The following is a 15345-nucleotide window of genomic DNA, read 5'->3' on the forward strand; positions in this document are numbered from 1 at the left end:
CGCATGGTCGCTCTCAAACGCTTCCGGGCCCCCGACCCATCCTTTGCTGATCTCGTCCCCTATGCCGGCCTCGTCGACAATGGTGTTCTCCTGTTGAAAGACGGAAGCCTGATGGCCGCCTGGTATTTTGCGGGACCAGATTCAGAGAGCGCCACGGCCCTCGATCGCAACGAACTGTCGCGCCATATCAATACAATCCTCTCGCGGCTCGGGAGCGGCTGGATGATCCAGGTCGAGGCAGTTCGCATCCCGACATTCGACTATCCGTCGGATAATCGTTGTCACTTTCCCGATCCTGTAACTCGCGCGATCGACGCCGAGCGGCGGGCGCATTTCGCCCGCGAACAGGGGCATTTCGAGAGTAAACACGCGCTGATCCTGACCTATCGGCCGCTCGAATCCAAAAAAACGGCGCTCAGCAAATACATCTACTCGGACGAGGTGAGCCGCAAGAAGACCTATGCCGACACGGTGCTGTTCATTTTCAAGAACGCGGTCCGCGAGATCGAGCAGTATTTCGCCAATACGCTTTCGATCCGTCGCATGGAAACGCGGGAGGCTCTCGAGAGGGGAGGGGCGCGGGTTGCCCGCTACGACGAACTGCTCCAATTCGTTCGCTTCTGCATCACTGGTGACAACCATCCGATCCGGCTGCCGGATGTGCCCATGTTTCTCGACTGGATCGCGACCGCCGAGCTTGAACATGGGCTGACCTCAAAGGTTGAAAGCCGCTTCCTCGGTGTCGTCGCGATCGACGGCCTGCCGGCCGAGAGCTGGCCGGGGATCCTCAACAGCCTCGATCTCATGCCGCTAACCTACCGCTGGTCGTCGCGCTTCATTTTTCTCGACGCGCAGGAGGCCAGACAAAAACTGGAGCGGACCCGCAAGAAATGGCAGCAGAAGGTGCGCCCATTCTTCGACCAGCTTTTTCAGACGCAGAGCCGTTCGCTTGATCAGGACGCCATGAACATGGTCGCCGAGACAGAAGAGGCTATCGCCCAGGCTTCGTCGCAGTTGGTCGCATACGGCTATTACACGCCCGTCATCGTTCTCTTCGATCACGATCGTGAAGGACTGCAGGAAAAGGCAGAGTCCATCCGCAGACTTATTCAGGCGGAGGGCTTCGGGGCGCGCATCGAAACGCTCAACGCCACCGATGCCTACCTCGGCAGCCTACCGGGCAATTGGTATTGCAACATCCGCGAACCGCTGATCAATACCAGCAACCTTGCCGATCTCATTCCGCTCAACTCTGTCTGGTCGGGCTCCCCTGTCGCGCCGTGCCCGTTCTMCCCGCCGAATTCACCGCCACTGATGCAGGTGGCGAGCGGGTCGACGCCGTTCCGGCTGAACCTACATGTCGACGACGTCGGTCACACACTCATTTTTGGGCCGACCGGTTCGGGCAAGTCGACGCTGCTTGCACTAATCGCCGCGCAGTTCCGGCGCTATGAACGCGCCCAGATCTTCGCCTTTGACAAGGGGAACTCTCTCCTTCCGCTGACCCTTGCCACCGGAGGTGATCACTATGAGATCGGTGGCGACGCTCAAGAAGAGGCGAAGGCGCTGGCCTTCTGCCCGCTGTCGGACCTCTCCAGCGACAGTGATCGCGCATGGGCCGCGGAATGGATCGAGATGTTGATCGCGCTGCAGGGCGTGACCATCACCCCGGACCACCGCAATGCGGTCTCTCGCCAGATTGGCTTGATGGCCAGTGCAGCGGGCCGATCTCTCTCGGACTTTGTAAGCGGCGTACAGATGCGCGAGATCAAGGACGCGCTCCATCACTACACCGTCGATGGTCCCATGGGCCAGCTTCTCGATGCTGAGAAAGACGGACTGTTGCTTGGCTCATTCCAGACCTTTGAGATCGAAGAGTTGATGAACATGGGCGAGCGGAACCTCGTACCTGTTCTCACCTATCTGTTCCGCCGCATCGAAAAGCGCCTCGATGGCTCACCGAGCCTCATCGTCCTAGACGAAGCCTGGCTGATGCTCGGCCATCCGGTCTTCAGGAGCAAGATCCGAGAGTGGCTGAAGGTGCTGCGCAAGGCGAACTGCGCGGTGGTATTGGCCACGCAATCCATTTCCGATGCTGAGCGTTCCGGCATCATCGACGTGTTGAAGGAATCCTGCCCCACGAAAATTTGCCTGCCGAACGGCGCCGCAAGTGAGCCTGGGACCCGCGAGTTCTATGAGCGGATTGGCTTCAACGAGAGACAGATCGAGATCGTTTCGAATGCGATTCCTAAGCGAGAATATTACGTCGCAACGTCCGAAGGCAGGCGGCTCTTCGACATGTCGCTCGGCCCCGTGGCGCTCAGTTTCGTTGGCGCATCCGGCAAGGAAGACCTGAAGCGCATCCGCACGCTCAGTTCCAAACACGGCCGCGACTGGCCGATCCACTGGCTACGAACGAGAGGAGTTCAGGATGCCGCAGCGCTGCTCAACCTCGAATAAATTGCTCACTGGCCTGGCGGCTGTCGCATTGATGGCCGGCACTGTCGTGCCCGCAAATGCTGGAACTGCCACGGGTGCCGCCACCGAGTGGACGCAGGTCCTCAATAATGGCGAGCTGGTCGCTTTGGTCGGGAAGTCCGGCGAGCAGATCCAGAACCAGCTCACCCAGATCAGCCAGCTCGCACAACAGATCGAAACGCAGCTGAATATCTACCAAAACCTCCTCCAGAACACGGCGACGCTTCCGTCGCATATGTGGGGGCAGGTCGAAAGCGATCTCAACCAGCTGCGCAGCATCGTCGACCAGGGCCAGAGCATCTCGTTTTCCATGGGCAATGCGGATGATGTGTTGCAACAACGTTTTCAGAGCTACTCAAGCCTTAAAACCAACCTGCCAGACAATTCGTCGTTTTCTACCACCTATCAGTCCTGGTCCGATACGAACCGGGACACGATCGCCAGCACGCTGAAGGCGGCGAGTCTGACGGCCGAGCAATTCGATAGCGAGGAAGGCACGATGTCCTCGCTGCGGTCCATGTCCGAGACCGCCGACGGGCAGATGAAAGCCCTGCAGGTCGGGCATGAGATCGCCGCGCAACAGGTCGCCCAGATTCAGAAGCTTCGCGGCCTCGTCTCGCAGCAAATGACGATGATGGGCACCTGGCTCCAGACCGAACAGACCGACAAGGACCTTGCGCAGGCGCGGCGTGAGAAATTCTTCAGCGGGACTGCCCCTTCCACCTCCGGCGGCGAAAAGATGAAAGTCGAGTGGTAAGCACATGACAACAATATGTCTTCGGCGGCTCCGCACCGCGATGGTGATTGCCACCTTCTGCATGCTGGCAGCACAGCCGGCAGTCGCCCAAGAAGGTTCAGTGCTGACCTCATTACAGAGCCAGATCACCACGGCCGCAAAGGGGTGGGAAACTACTGTCATGGATGCGGCGAAATCCTTGTTCTGGATCCTCGCGACAATCGAGATTGGCATCGCCGCCGTCTGGCTCGCATTGCAGGCAGCTTCGCTAGACAGCTGGTTTGCCGAGCTTGTCCGGCGGATCATATTCGTCGGCTTTTTTGCCTTCGTTTTGGGACAGGGGCCGGCCTTTGCGAAGGCAGTGGTGGATAGTTTGTTTGAGATTGGGGCTGGAGGCGGCACGGCCTCCCCAGCAGACGTCTTCAATGCTGGACTCGCCGTCGCAACGAAGATGTCGGAAAAGATACAGTTCGGTCTTTTTGAGGACAACGCGTTGGCGATCTCGGCTGCTTTTGCAATGGTCGTCGTCGTCATCTCATTCTCGCTTGTCGCCGCGATTTTCGTGTCGGTCATGGTTGAGATGTATATCGGCCTTCTTGCCGGTATGATCATGCTGGGGCTTGGCGGCTCGTCCTATACAAAGGATTTCGCGGTCCGATATTTGGTCTACGCCTTCTCGGTCGGAATGAAACTCATGGCGCTCGTCATGATCTCGCGTATCGGATCAGAGGTGCTGATCGGGTTGGCAGACCAGCCCGACATTGGCGACCAGTTCCAGACTGCGCTTGCGATCGCTGGTATCGCTGTCGTGGTCTTCATTATCGCCATCTACGTCCCGAACATCATGCAGGGTGTTGTTCAGGGCGCGTCCGTCTCGGGCGGAATGGAGGCAATAAGGCACGGTGGTCAGGCCGCATCGTTTGCGACAGGAGCAGGGTTCCTCGCGGCGGGCGCTGCCGGGGCGGGATTTGCGGCGGCTCAAACCGCGCGCGCCGCGGGGTCATCCGTCGCAGGCGCAATGCTGCGGGGTTTCGGCGCAGGGATCGGCTCGGCAGGAAAAGCGGCGGGCTCGGCTACCAAGGAGAAGGCCATCGGCTCTCCCGGTGCCTACGCCGGGTCTATCCTAGGCCTTGCTAACGCCAAGCTGGATCAGGCGCGCAGTGGGCACAGCGGACCAAAGCCACTTCCCGAACTTAAAGACTAATAGCAATCAGAAAGTGATCGATCGATGGCAGCGAAACGCGCTCCCGAAAACCCGTATCTTGCCGCGCGCCAGGAATGGAATGAGCGATACGGCTCCTATGTGCAGGCCGCGGCCGCATGGCGCATCGTCGGCATACTGGGTCTGACCATGGCCGTGATCGGCTTCGGGTACGCGATATACCTAAGCACGCAGGTGAAGCTGGTGCCTTATATCGTCCAGGTCGACAAGCTCGGCACCTCGGTCACCTCAGGGTTCCCCGAGCAGATCGAATACGCGGATGTGCGGGTGGTGCGCGCCACGCTTGGCAACTTCGTAACGAGCTTCCGCAGCGTCACACCGGATGCCGTAGTGCAAAAGCAATATATCGATCGAACCTATGCGCTTCTGCGAGCTTCCGATCCCTCGACCCAGAAGATCAATGACTGGTTCCGCAGCAATTCGCCGTTCGAAAAGGCGAAGTCGTCGACGATCGCCATCGAGGTCAACAACATAGTGGCGCTCTCCAATCAGACTTATCAGATCGACTGGACCGAATACGAACGGGACCGGAAGGGCAAGGAAACCGGGACGCGCCGGTTCCGCGGAATCGCGACGGTTGCGCTTACCGCGCCGCAGGACGAGGCGACCATCCGCCTCAATCCGATCGGCCTCTACGTTAGGGATTTTGACTGGACGGCACAGCTTTGAGGGCAGGGGATTTGACATGCACAGAACAGCACTAATTGCAGCCACCGGCTGCTTGGCGGGACTCGTCTTTGTGGGCGGCGCTGAGGCGCAGACCATGACGGCAAATGAGGTGAATGGCACGACCATTTCCAGGAAATGGCGCGTCGCGCCCGGACTGGTGACGGCAGGCTCCGATGGCAAGGTCACCTTTCTCTTCGGCGAAACCCAGCCGTCCGTTGTCTGCTCGCCCTTGCAGGTCTGCGATATCGAACTCCAGAGCGGCGAGATCGTCCGCGATGTTCTCGTTGGAGATACTGTTCGCTGGAAGGTGGAGCCTGCCACCTCCGGTGCAATCGGCGGCCAAGCGATCCATCTGATCGTCAAGCCGTCGGAAGTAGGTCTTGTCACCTCGATGGTGGTCACGACGTCGCGACGCACCTATTACATCCAGCTCAAGTCACATCCGAGCCAGTACATGGCACGCGTCGGCTTCGAATATCCGGAGGACGTCTCGACCAAGCTCGCCGACATCAATTCCCGGCTCGAGACCGGCGGCATTCCCGGGGCGGCACCCGACAAACTGAACTTCTCATATTCCGTGAGTGGCTCGGCACCTTGGAAGCCGACGCGGGTCTATTCGGATGGCGTGAAAACCTACATCCAGTTTTCGAAGTCGATCTCAGGTCAGGATGCACCGGTGCTGGTCGTGATCCACGGCGGCCAGAGCCGCATCGTCAATTACCGAATGAAGAACGACTTGATGATCGTCGATTATGCCGTCGACGAGGCGATCCTCGTCTCCGGCGTCGGCTGGCGCCAGCAGAAGATTACCATTCGGCGAGGAGGCTAAGCTATGCACAAGCTTCTCGTCATCATCATCAGCGGCTTTCTCACCGCATGCCAAACTGCTGGGGATGGGTCTGACGCCAGGTCAAACGCCGCGCCGGTCTCCGGGCCCGCCGCAAGTGCCATCGCCGCCGACATGGCAAGCCGGCTCGCCGAGCAGATCAGTCCCGTGAGGTCGACGACAATCAAGATGGAAAGGGACACATCGGAGTTTGCGGCGGCACTCGAGGCGGCCCTCAAGGGCTCTGGCTACACCGTTCTAACCGACGGCAAAGTTGGAAAGGACGTGAAACCGGTCGAGCTCACTTACGCGATCGATGGCACTCAAGATCAGGTGCTCGCGCGGCTGTCAACACCGTCCATTACCCTTGGCCGCGCATACAAAGCAACGGCCGCCGGTGCGACGCCGGCAAGTCCGCTCTCCATCATGCAGCGTAATTGAGGGGAAAGGTATGATCCAATCGCTCCAGCTCGGCCCTTCAAAGCAAGCCGACGATCCGAAAGGAATGCGCCGCCTCAATCGGCTGCCAATTATTACCGCAACCGTCCTCATCGCGCTATTCTTCGGCGTGGTCGTGATCGGCCTATCGTGGCGAGGACTTCCCTTCAACTGGAGCTACGATATCGACAGCAACTTGAATACACCGGCGACGAACTTCGGTGACCAGCTCAAGCGCGGCATCAGTGACGGCATCATCGGCGAGCCAGGTGAGCGCGAAGTGCTCCAGCCAACACCCACCGTCGAGCAGAAGGTGGAGAAGGGAGCACCTGTTATAGACCGCCGGCCTACGGAACGGCAAGAAAGAGGCCCGCAGCTCGAATCAGAGGAGGAATGGCGAGCCCGCCTAAAGCGGGAGCAGGATGAACAATATATCCGTGAAGCTCAGCGCCAGCGGATGGCTCACCTGCAGGCGCGGGCAACCGCTTTGGACTCGCCTTTGAAGGTGGATATTTCTGATGTCGAGAAGGCCGCTAAAAGTTCCACAGACGCCGGTCGTCAGACTGCGACGACGACAGCCAACAATGCTTCTGATCTCTACACCGCCGCATCGAAATCCGGGCTGACGGCCCAGAACGTCGACCCGAATGCCCAAAGTTCGAAGGAGGATTTCTTCAATCAGGACATCAAGGATCTTGGCTATTTGCCGAATAAGGTCGTGCCGCAGATGTCGCCGTATGAGCTGAAGCGCGGCTCGGTCATTCCAGCCACGTTGATCACAGGTCTCAACTCAGACCTTCCGGGCCGGATCATCGGGCAGATCAGCCAGAATGTCTATGATAGCGCCACCGGCTACCGGCTCCTGATCCCGCAGGGAGCCAAGTTGTTCGGCCGTTACGATTCCAAGGTTTCCTTTGGCCAGGACCGCGTGCTCGTCGTCTGGACCGATCTGATCTTCCCGAATGGCTCGACGCTGCAAATCGGCGGCATGGCTGGGACCGATGGGGCAGGTTATGGCGGGTTCAAGGATAAGGTCGATCGGCATCTCTGGCGCACGTGGAGTTCGGCAGCACTTGTCGCGATACTCGGAACCGGCATCGACATGTCGATGCCCGAAAGCACGACGCTTGCCACCCAGGACACGGCCTCCGATGCCGCCAGACGGAATTTTGCGGACACCTTCGGTCGCGTTGCCGAGCAGACGATCTCGAAAAACTTGAACGTTCAGCCGACAATCCAAATCCGGCCGGGATACGAGTTCAATGTCTTGGTCGATCAGGATATCGTCTTCCCCTCTACGTACAGCAGTCAGTGATACAGCATCAGAAGAGATCTTTGTTTAACTTCATCTCTTGGTCAGAAGGTTTGATTGCGAAATAGAGGTGAATAGACGTTTGCGCGGGTGAGCGCAGATCTGTATCACTTCCGAAGGAGCGGGGGCGCCTTCACGTACAACAGAAAGGAGACAGGTCTGTGGATCCAGCCTTAAGCGCTCTCATTGACATGGTTGAAGCCTCATACGATGAACGGATGATCAAACGCGGGCTCAAAGGGTTCGTTCATTCGTGCGGATTTCAATTCTTTGCATATCTGCAAACGGAAGGCCTTAGCGCCCGCGCGCTCAGTTCCTATCCCGAGAAATGGCAGAAAATTTACCTAAGCAACCAATATTCTCGGGTGGATCCGGTCGTTACGGAAGCCAAACGCCGGATGGAGATGTTTTCCTGGGCGATCGATGACTGGCCGTCTCGTGGGAGCTCTGAGTTCAATCGTTTTCGGGATGAAGCGGTAGAACATGGCATTCGCAGTGGGGTGACGGTTCCCGTTCAAGGCAGTTTCGGCTCGATCATTATGCTGACATTCGCGTCCTCGGGGCATAAAGCTGATATTTCAAAATGTCAAAAGCAACTAAACCCGCTTCAGGCGGTGTTGGCAATTCACTATCGCCTGAAGATCATAGCTGCGTCGACGATCGTCGCACCCAGCCGGCTGCTTTCACCAAAGGAAGCGATGTGTCTTACGTGGGCGGCAAAGGGTAAAAAGGCTTGGGAGATTGCCATTTTAATGGGAATTACCCAACGAACAGTGCAACACCATTTCGATCGCGCACGCAAAAAGCTGAATGCCGCGACGATCCCTCAGCTCGTGGCAATCGCGAAGGACCGCGGTTTGGTTTAACCATCATTCGTTGTTTTCGGAGGGCACATCGGGAACATAACCAAGCGCATCGACGATTTCCGAGAGTTCTTCCTGCTGCGCTTCTGACTTCTTTTGACGATCGAGATACTCATCTTGCAGGCTCTTGAGCACGTCCCTGGAAGTCGAGGCGTTGGCGGTTGCAAGAGTCCACGTTTCGTAGACAGCTTCATCCGCGGCTAGAAGTCGGCGGTGCTCGCGGATCGCAGAAATTGCTAACGCTTTCAAATCGGCTTCTCGCATCGCTTTATAACGAGACTCTCTTTTGCCGCTTGTCTCGAATGAGACCTCGTTGTCCATCCGCTTCTCCTCTTACCTCGTTTGCGACCCGGCAAGGATCGAGACCTTCCGGTAGCGTATACGCTTTGCAGAATAGATCCCATCCTTCAGTAAGATGGGTGGCTACAAACTCGACAATTCATTGCTCGCAAGAAGAGGGCATCAGTGAACGCCTAATCACCCTGATTCGTATGAACATTCCATATCCGGAATACGGCTGTAGAGAATACTCCGTGGAGAAATACTCTGCAAGCCGCTGCTCTCTCCAGCATGGAGATTCGAGAGGTGTTTGCACGGAATCTGAAAGCCGCGCGTCAAGCCAAAGGCCTGTCGCAAGAAGAGCTCGCGTTTGAGGCAGGCATCGATCGAACTTATATCAGTTCTTTGGAGCGCAGTGTCTATAATGCAAGCATCGACGTTGTCGATCGCCTGGCGACGGTCTTAGGTGTTGAGGCGTCTGAACTGCTGAAACGTCGGCCTGAGACAAAAATTGAGCCACTGAGATGACGGGTACAGGGCTGGGAACCGAAAACAAGGCAAACAAGGACGCAATGCTCAGCGCGTCCTCAACCCCGAATGTCCGACAGGCTCTGGAGGAATTGCTATGCGGCCATAAAAGGTCATGCCATCCGGCGAACGTTCCGCGGTACCCTTTTTCGCCTGTGGCGTTGGCACTTTGGAATTGCCCTTCAACTTTTCGACGAGGATGATTATGCATGCCGGGGATGTTCCATCCGTCGCGCCGTTTCCGACGTAAGAAACTCGAGTGCTTATTTGCCTCCGATCCTCGAAAGATCGATCCGAATTCCGGCTTGGCCAATAACCTCATTCACCTTCGTCCGCATCTCGGGAGTGGTCGCGGTGGCTGGCGGTTCATCGACGGACCGCGCTTCGCTTTGCCGAGGCAATTCGATGGAGGCTCCTGGATCCTGCGCTTGAAACACACCGACGCCCTCGAACTCGCCGGCTTTCCACGCATAGAGCGCATCCTCGAAAATCTGGCGGAAGACGTCATCGCTCTTCGGATCGCCGTACCATTTGGCAACAATGCGCAGGACCTTGGCGAACATCGCCGTTCCCTTGCGCAGGTTCTGGCAAGCATCGACCAAATCCGTTTTGAGATCGGCCAGGTCCTTGACGCCCACACCGGCTGGAAACTGCGTCAGACCGACACGAACGACAGCGTTGCCGGCATATTGGCGCACGATGTCCATCGCCTCGTCGGGTGATCTGGCCTTGGGCACCAGGATCAACCGCCCTCCCGAGCGCACGGTCACCGCAAGGGGATCGGCAGAGCCCGCCGCCGCGACGAACTGCTCGACGATCGCGGGTTTCAGTGAAGGGTCGGCGCAGTCTTTGATAAGGGCGGCGTCGAGCATGGGACCTCCTCGGCATCAGGTGTTGAAAGAAAAAACGACTGGCCTGGAAAACAGCTTTGCCCAGGCGGCGGTGCTGGCGCGCTGGATGGCGACAATGGACGTGCCTTTGGTCCACCAGCCGTTGCCGACCGCAACGATCACGTCCGGACTGCCGAGCATCGATTGCAAGACCGGCCAGACGAGCAGTTGCTCGTAGCAGATCAGCACCGCCACCCGCCCGGAGCCGAGCGCGACGACAGGATTTGCAAAGATGTGCGCTTGCGCTCCGGCGTTGCCGCCGAAGAGCGGCTGCCAGGGCTGCCACATCGAGCCCGGAACCGGCATCCGTTCCCGGTAGAGGATCCGACTGCTATCTGCGGAGATTGCAACCACCACATTGTCGTATCCGGCCGCGTTAACGACTGCCGCGCCCGCGAGAACGGTCGTGTCATGCCCTGATAGCGCGCGGATCCAAAGCCGTTCGACCGTCGGCGTCCAGAAGCCCAACGTACTTTCAGGAAGGATGACGGTTCGAACACCGTCGGTCCCTCGTTCAAGCACCGTTGCAATTAGATCACGGTGGCGGGCCATGCTGGTGTCCCGCCCGACCGACGCACCCAATTCGAGATCGACGCCCCGCCAGGCTTCCGGTAGCTTCGGGTCCGTCCACGAAGCGGCGGACCAAAGCCAGAAGCCTATAAGGCCCATGGCGACAGTTGGGCAGAGGCGGGAAACGAGGCCCGCCAAGCCGGCTGTCGTGACGGCCAGTCCCCACCATCCCCATCCCGGAAACAACACGCCTGCGGCCGTGATGGGATGCGCCCAGCCGGTAATGCCGAAAGGGGGAACCACCATCAGTACGGCCGCCAGGACGTAGCGGCCCGGACGAAGGCCAACCTCCTTCGTCCACAGGAGCGCATGCGCCGCGACAAAGCTGGCCGAGGCAGCCAGCCACAGCAGCAGGCCCGGCCAGATATCCGCAGCATAGAAGGTGGCCACGCCTTGCGGCAGGCCGCGCGACGCCGACAGGAAATATGCTGCGGAAACCAAGGTTGCCGTCTTTTTCGTTCTCGACAGCGACCAGAGGACGGGAAAGCCGAGCGCCACCGGCAACAACAGCACGTGGCCGCTCCATGCCACCGATCCGACGCCGACCGAGGCGATGATAAGCAGCGTTGGCCAAACCCAGTCATGGCGCATAGGTCAGCACCTCACGCGCCAGACCGAGAATGCCGGATGTCGGCACAGGCCCGAAATAACGGGAGTCGAACGAGCCGGCGAAGGCCGAATGCAGGAAGACCTCACCGCCCGGTACCACGCCGCCCGAAAACCGTGTCAGCGGCCGACCTTCTCCGTCTTTTTCGGCGACAGTGGAAGCACGAACCAGGCGCCCATCGACCGTCACCTCGTTGGCGATCTCGACGCGCTGGCCGGCGACCGCGACCACCGACTTGATGAGCGGCGCGAGATGACCGGGGCAAAGTCCGGAGCGGAGATAGCCGCGCGCCCTCGCTTCGTGCATGGCGGCTGTGTCCGGTGGGCAGATGAACACCAGGTCGTCCACACCAGGCGAACGGTCGAGCGGGACAATCTGCCAGAGGCCAAGTGGCTCGCTCGGCGTAAGATTGATGCGATAGCTGCCTAATAGACCGGCCAGTCCGATCACTGCGATGGCGGCAGCAGAAACCGATGAAGTGACGGCAGCTTGTTTTCGCTGCGCCATGGCTCGCTCGCGTGTTCGACCCGGACGCGTCATTTGAGCGAGAGCCCCTGGCTCTTCGTTTGCCGCAGCGTCTCGGCCTGCTTCAACGCCTCGGTCGTGCGCTCATGCGCGGAAAGTTGCTGCACCGTTCGCATCGTGCTCCAGGCCGATTGCACTTCCGCCTTCTGCCCGGCAGACATGCTCGAGGTCACCGACTGGAAGGTCTGACCTGTCATGTCTTTGGCGGCGAGCGGTAGGAAGGTGCGTTCCCCGAAACGTTCCGATACGGCTCTCGCAAAACCTTCGAGTTCGGCTTTCACCATTTTGTCGGCGAGCGCGTTTTCGAGTCCTGCGGGAAGGTCGTTGCGATCGATGGCGTCACGGACGCGTTCGAGCGTCTGCTTTGCCGCCGGCGACAGCGCCGGGATGTCGAGAGAGATCTTCATGCGGACGGCGCGCTCCTCGGCGTCATATTTGTGTTCCGCCTCCGTGCGCTGCCGCAGATAGCGTTCCAGGTTTCGGGCAAGCGCCGGCGCATTGGTGACGGCCCTCTCATGGGCCTGCTTGTCGGCGCGGCCGGCAAGGATCCCGGTCTTGCCTTTCAGCGCACCAAAGGTCTCCGGCTCGGAACCGATCTTGGTGATCGTCGATTTCGCCGCCGCTTCGTTTCTCAGCATCGCATCGACGTTGACAGCCTTGAACGCGTCTTCCGGCTGAGCGTAGACGAGATGGAAGCGCGCTGAGACTTCCTCCCATTGCTTCTTCAAGCCGGCGTCCGCTGCAAGCAGGTCCTCGACGACCTGTTCCAGCGATTTTGGGAACGTGGTGATGCCCGATACCATGGGTTTTGCCTCCTGCATGCTGTGCGATTGACTGGTCTTGGCCGCGCCGGCGGACAGACCAAGCCTGCGGGCGATTGCCGCCAGACGAGCGCCAAGCGCGGCGAGCTTCGACTTTTGCCGGACGGTCCATTCGATCCGGTCGCGAACGACAGTGCGTGCGACGTTAACGAGGTGAAGGCCACGGGCGTCGGCGAAGCGAAGGGCTTGGGCGTAGAAGCGGCCACTCGCATAATCGAGCGTCGTTTCCTTGGCTTGTCTGCGCGACAGGATCGGGATCAGGCCGCCTGCCTTGGCGAAAGATCGGCGGCCGTGGTAGAGACCGAAGTCCTCTCGGTGACGGGTCATGGCCACGTAAGTGAGATGGCGGTCGAGAGAGAGGGAAGCCAGCACCTTCACCCTATCGACGGTGGCACCCTGGCTCTTATGGATCGTGGTGGCATAGCCGTGATCGAGATTGGCGTAGAAGCGTTGTTCGACCGTGACCTGGCGGCGGTGTTCGCCGTCTCCGACTTCCGCGACAATACGCCCGGGCGTCGCGTCCACGACCTTCGCCAGCATACCGTTCTTGACGCCGAGCGAGCCCTCGTTCTTCAGGAACACGATCTGGTCGCCGGCCGCGAATTTTCGGTGCCCGTCTTCGGTCCGGAAGGCGAAACCGTCGGCGACGAGACCGCGTTCGACGAGCTTTGCGCGAGCCATGCCGTTGAGCATGCGCACGTCTCTTCGCAAGTGCGCAAGAATGAGGCTCGACCTTTGCGGATCGTAGTCGCGGTTCCAATCGGCAATCAGCGCCTGCACGGCATCGGCCTTGAGATCGGCTCCGCTGACGCGGCCCTGGGCGCGATAGGCTTCGACGGCTCTGCCGATATTGCCGCGGGCCAGATCGAGCGACGCCTCGCGCATCCACTGTTCACGCTGGCGGTAGATGTTTTCGAGTTCGCCATAGCCGATGCGGTCGGCAATGGCGCGGAAGGCAGCGCCGGCTTCGATCGGCTGGAGCTGTTCCGGATCTCCGACAAGCACGAGTTTGGCGCCGGCCTTGGTCGCCGCTTCGACAAACAGCGCCATCTGCCGCGACGACACCATGCCCGCTTCGTCGAGAACGAATACGGTTTTGTCGTCCAGCTGATTGCGGCCTTGGTTCCAGCGCAGTTCCCATGATGACAGCGTGCGGGAGAGAATGCCGGCTTCCTTCTCCAGGCCCTCGGCGGCCTTGCCCGCAAGCGCCCCGCCGACGACGCGATAACCGGCCGCTTCCCAGGCTTCGCGCGCCGCCTTCATCATCGTCGTCTTGCCGGCGCCTGCACGTCCGATCACCGCAGCGATGCGCTCGCCGCCGGTAACATGTGCGATCGCCGTCTTCTGCTCGTCCGCCAGGCGCAGGTGGCGGGCGAAGGTGGCTTCGCGCACAGCGTCCGCAACGCCGTGAGAAGAGCGTTGAGCCAGCCAGATCGCCCGGTTGGCCATCTCTGCTTCCAGCCGGACGAGGTCCCGCGTCGTGTATTTCGTCGGCACGCGTAGGCCGCCTGAAAACTCGATCCGCTCGCGTTCGAGCCGGAGCGTTTCGGGGCTCTGCAGGATCCTTGCCATCAGACTTTGGAAGAGGCCAGCGTCGTCTATGTAGCGGTGGAGGATCTTGGCAACGTCGCGTTCGTCGAAGACGCTCTTCTCCCGCGTGATCAGGTCGAGCACGAGCTCGGGACGGCGCTGAATGCGGCGGGCGTTTTCGGCCCGGCGCTCCTCCTGCAGCTCCAACCGCTCCAGCGAAGGGGCCCGCTCGGCTTCCGCCGACTTGCGCTCGATCGCCTTGGCGCCGACACCGAGGTGGATGGTTGGCGTCAGATTGATCCCCTGCTTCTCGAAGGAATGGCCGTCGACGCGGAGATCGAGGCCGGCGCGCGCCAGGTGCCGGTTCTGACAGGCGAACCAGCCGTCACGAAAGGCATTGAAATCGTCGAGGCTGCCGGCCCAGAGCTCGTAGACGATCTTGCCGGCATCGTTGCGCACTGGCTTGCCGCCAGGGCCGGTCACTGCAACCTTCTTGGCGCCGAACCCGTCTTCGGTCAGCGGCCGGAGCGTCGTCATCAGGTGCACATGCGGATTGCCGGGTGCATCGTGATAGACCCAGTCGGCGATCATGCCCTTCGACGTGATGTGACGCTCGATAAAATCCCGCACCAGTTCGATGTTCTGCTCGCTTGAGAGCTCCATCGGCAGCGCAACGGTCACATCCTTTGCAAGCTGGGCATCGACGCGTTTCTCGAAGATTTCGACACTGTTCCAGAACGCTTCCGACGCGCCGGAGACGGATCGGTCGGCAATCATCGTCCGCAGCCATGACGGCGCATCGGCAGGGATGACGAACTCCTCGTGCAGCAAGCCCTGCTTGCGGGTGTAGTCGATCGTGCGGGCCTCCCGCTCGTACTCCATCTTGGCGCAATGCCGATAGGCCGCCGACAGCACAGCGCTGCGGCCGGAGCCGCGGGCGACGATGCTGACGGAGAAATGAGGAACGGCCACGGCGGAATTCTCTCCCGATTCCGAGCAAAATCAACATGTTCGCCAGCGAGATCGGCTCCGCCAGGCGCTCTCAAAAGAA

Annotated in this window: 14 protein-coding genes; 9 read left to right on the forward strand and 5 right to left on the reverse strand. The window is 59.9% G+C overall.

Annotated features, from left to right (window positions below; translation table 11 throughout):
• The first annotated feature begins 3 nt into the window (after window positions 1–3).
• From QD461_RS27025 to QD461_RS27060, 8 genes are all read left to right on the forward strand, one after another.
• Window positions 4–2460 (forward strand): conjugal transfer protein TrbE, encoded by a 2457-nt coding sequence (locus tag QD461_RS27025; RefSeq protein ID WP_414090384.1) that lies wholly within the window; start codon window positions 4–6, stop codon window positions 2458–2460.
• A complete protein-coding gene (trbJ, locus tag QD461_RS27030; protein WP_004119852.1) occupies window positions 2432–3235 on the forward strand; it encodes a P-type conjugative transfer protein TrbJ in 804 nt (267 codons plus the stop codon). The genes QD461_RS27025 and trbJ overlap by 29 nt, the downstream gene beginning before the upstream one ends.
• 4 nt (window positions 3236–3239) lie before the next feature.
• The gene (trbL, locus tag QD461_RS27035) at window positions 3240–4418 is read left to right on the forward strand and encodes a P-type conjugative transfer protein TrbL (RefSeq protein ID WP_004119851.1); all 1179 of its coding nucleotides are present in this window, start codon (window positions 3240–3242) and stop codon (window positions 4416–4418) included.
• 24 nt (window positions 4419–4442) lie between these two features.
• Window positions 4443–5105 (forward strand): conjugal transfer protein TrbF, encoded by a 663-nt coding sequence (locus QD461_RS27040; RefSeq protein ID WP_004119850.1) that lies wholly within the window; start codon window positions 4443–4445, stop codon window positions 5103–5105.
• 16 nt (window positions 5106–5121) lie between these two features.
• Entirely contained in the window at window positions 5122–5934 is an 813-nt protein-coding gene (gene trbG, locus QD461_RS27045; RefSeq protein WP_004119849.1) for a P-type conjugative transfer protein TrbG, read from the forward strand.
• A 3-nt stretch (window positions 5935–5937) separates the two neighbouring features.
• Complete coding sequence (gene trbH, locus QD461_RS27050; RefSeq protein ID WP_004119847.1) at window positions 5938–6372, forward strand: conjugal transfer protein TrbH; 435 nt, start codon at window positions 5938–5940, stop codon at window positions 6370–6372.
• Window positions 6373–6382: 10 nt separating this feature from the next.
• Entirely contained in the window at window positions 6383–7684 is a 1302-nt protein-coding gene (gene trbI / locus QD461_RS27055; RefSeq protein ID WP_004119844.1) for an IncP-type conjugal transfer protein TrbI, read from the forward strand.
• A 158-nt stretch (window positions 7685–7842) separates the two neighbouring features.
• The gene (locus QD461_RS27060; protein ID WP_004119842.1) at window positions 7843–8547 is read left to right on the forward strand and encodes an autoinducer binding domain-containing protein; all 705 of its coding nucleotides are present in this window, start codon (window positions 7843–7845) and stop codon (window positions 8545–8547) included.
• 3 nt (window positions 8548–8550) lie between these two features.
• On the opposite strand, the gene QD461_RS27065 is transcribed toward QD461_RS27060, so the two are convergent.
• Window positions 8551–8865 carry a transcriptional repressor TraM gene (locus QD461_RS27065; protein ID WP_004119838.1) on the reverse strand — a complete coding sequence of 105 codons (315 nt, stop codon included), beginning with the start codon at window positions 8863–8865 and terminating at the stop codon, window positions 8551–8553.
• A 249-nt stretch (window positions 8866–9114) separates the two neighbouring features.
• On the opposite strand from QD461_RS27065, the gene QD461_RS27070 reads away from it, so the two are divergent.
• The gene (locus QD461_RS27070) at window positions 9115–9351 is read left to right on the forward strand and encodes a helix-turn-helix domain-containing protein (RefSeq protein ID WP_004119837.1); all 237 of its coding nucleotides are present in this window, start codon (window positions 9115–9117) and stop codon (window positions 9349–9351) included.
• Between the two features lie 263 nt (window positions 9352–9614).
• On the opposite strand, the gene QD461_RS27075 is transcribed toward QD461_RS27070, so the two are convergent.
• From QD461_RS27075 to traA, 4 genes are read right to left on the reverse strand one after another with little or no spacing between them, the layout of a single operon-like run.
• A complete protein-coding gene (locus QD461_RS27075) occupies window positions 9615–10223 on the reverse strand; it encodes a TraH family protein (protein ID WP_004119835.1) in 609 nt (202 codons plus the stop codon).
• Window positions 10224–10238: 15 nt separating this feature from the next.
• The gene (locus tag QD461_RS27080; RefSeq protein WP_004119833.1) at window positions 10239–11402 is read right to left on the reverse strand and encodes a conjugal transfer protein TraB; all 1164 of its coding nucleotides are present in this window, start codon (window positions 11400–11402) and stop codon (window positions 10239–10241) included.
• Window positions 11392–11958, reverse strand: coding sequence for a conjugative transfer signal peptidase TraF (gene traF / locus QD461_RS27085; protein ID WP_004119831.1), 567 nt, complete (start codon window positions 11956–11958; stop codon window positions 11392–11394). The genes QD461_RS27080 and traF overlap by 11 nt, the downstream gene beginning before the upstream one ends.
• Window positions 11955–15266: a Ti-type conjugative transfer relaxase TraA gene (traA, locus tag QD461_RS27090; RefSeq protein ID WP_004119830.1), complete on the reverse strand. Its 3312-nt coding sequence runs from the start codon at window positions 15264–15266 to the stop codon at window positions 11955–11957. The genes traF and traA overlap by 4 nt, the downstream gene beginning before the upstream one ends.
• Window positions 15267–15345: the final 79 nt, after the last annotated feature.

Origin of the sequence: Rhizobium sp. BR 314, assembly GCF_047445805.1 — a bacterium.
In the GTDB taxonomy this organism is placed as follows: Bacteria; Pseudomonadota; Alphaproteobacteria; order Rhizobiales; family Rhizobiaceae; genus Rhizobium; species Rhizobium lusitanum_B.

What these genes read in the sequence shown, in the direction of transcription:
- trbJ (WP_004119852.1), top strand. Translation starts at nt 2,432, where the DNA reads ATGCCGCAGCGCTGCTCAACCTCGAATAAATTGCTCACTGGCCTGGCG.
- trbL (WP_004119851.1), top strand. Translation starts at nt 3,240, where the DNA reads ATGACAACAATATGTCTTCGGCGGCTCCGCACCGCGATGGTGATTGCC.
- QD461_RS27040 (WP_004119850.1), top strand. Translation starts at nt 4,443, where the DNA reads ATGGCAGCGAAACGCGCTCCCGAAAACCCGTATCTTGCCGCGCGCCAG.
- trbG (WP_004119849.1), top strand. Translation starts at nt 5,122, where the DNA reads ATGCACAGAACAGCACTAATTGCAGCCACCGGCTGCTTGGCGGGACTC.
- trbH (WP_004119847.1), top strand. Translation starts at nt 5,938, where the DNA reads ATGCACAAGCTTCTCGTCATCATCATCAGCGGCTTTCTCACCGCATGC.
- trbI (WP_004119844.1), top strand. Translation starts at nt 6,383, where the DNA reads ATGATCCAATCGCTCCAGCTCGGCCCTTCAAAGCAAGCCGACGATCCG.
- QD461_RS27065 (WP_004119838.1), bottom strand. Translation starts at nt 8,865, where the DNA reads ATGGACAACGAGGTCTCATTCGAGACAAGCGGCAAAAGAGAGTCTCGT.
- QD461_RS27070 (WP_004119837.1), top strand. Translation starts at nt 9,115, where the DNA reads ATGGAGATTCGAGAGGTGTTTGCACGGAATCTGAAAGCCGCGCGTCAA.
- QD461_RS27075 (WP_004119835.1), bottom strand. Translation starts at nt 10,223, where the DNA reads ATGCTCGACGCCGCCCTTATCAAAGACTGCGCCGACCCTTCACTGAAA.
- QD461_RS27080 (WP_004119833.1), bottom strand. Translation starts at nt 11,402, where the DNA reads ATGCGCCATGACTGGGTTTGGCCAACGCTGCTTATCATCGCCTCGGTC.
- traF (WP_004119831.1), bottom strand. Translation starts at nt 11,958, where the DNA reads ATGACGCGTCCGGGTCGAACACGCGAGCGAGCCATGGCGCAGCGAAAA.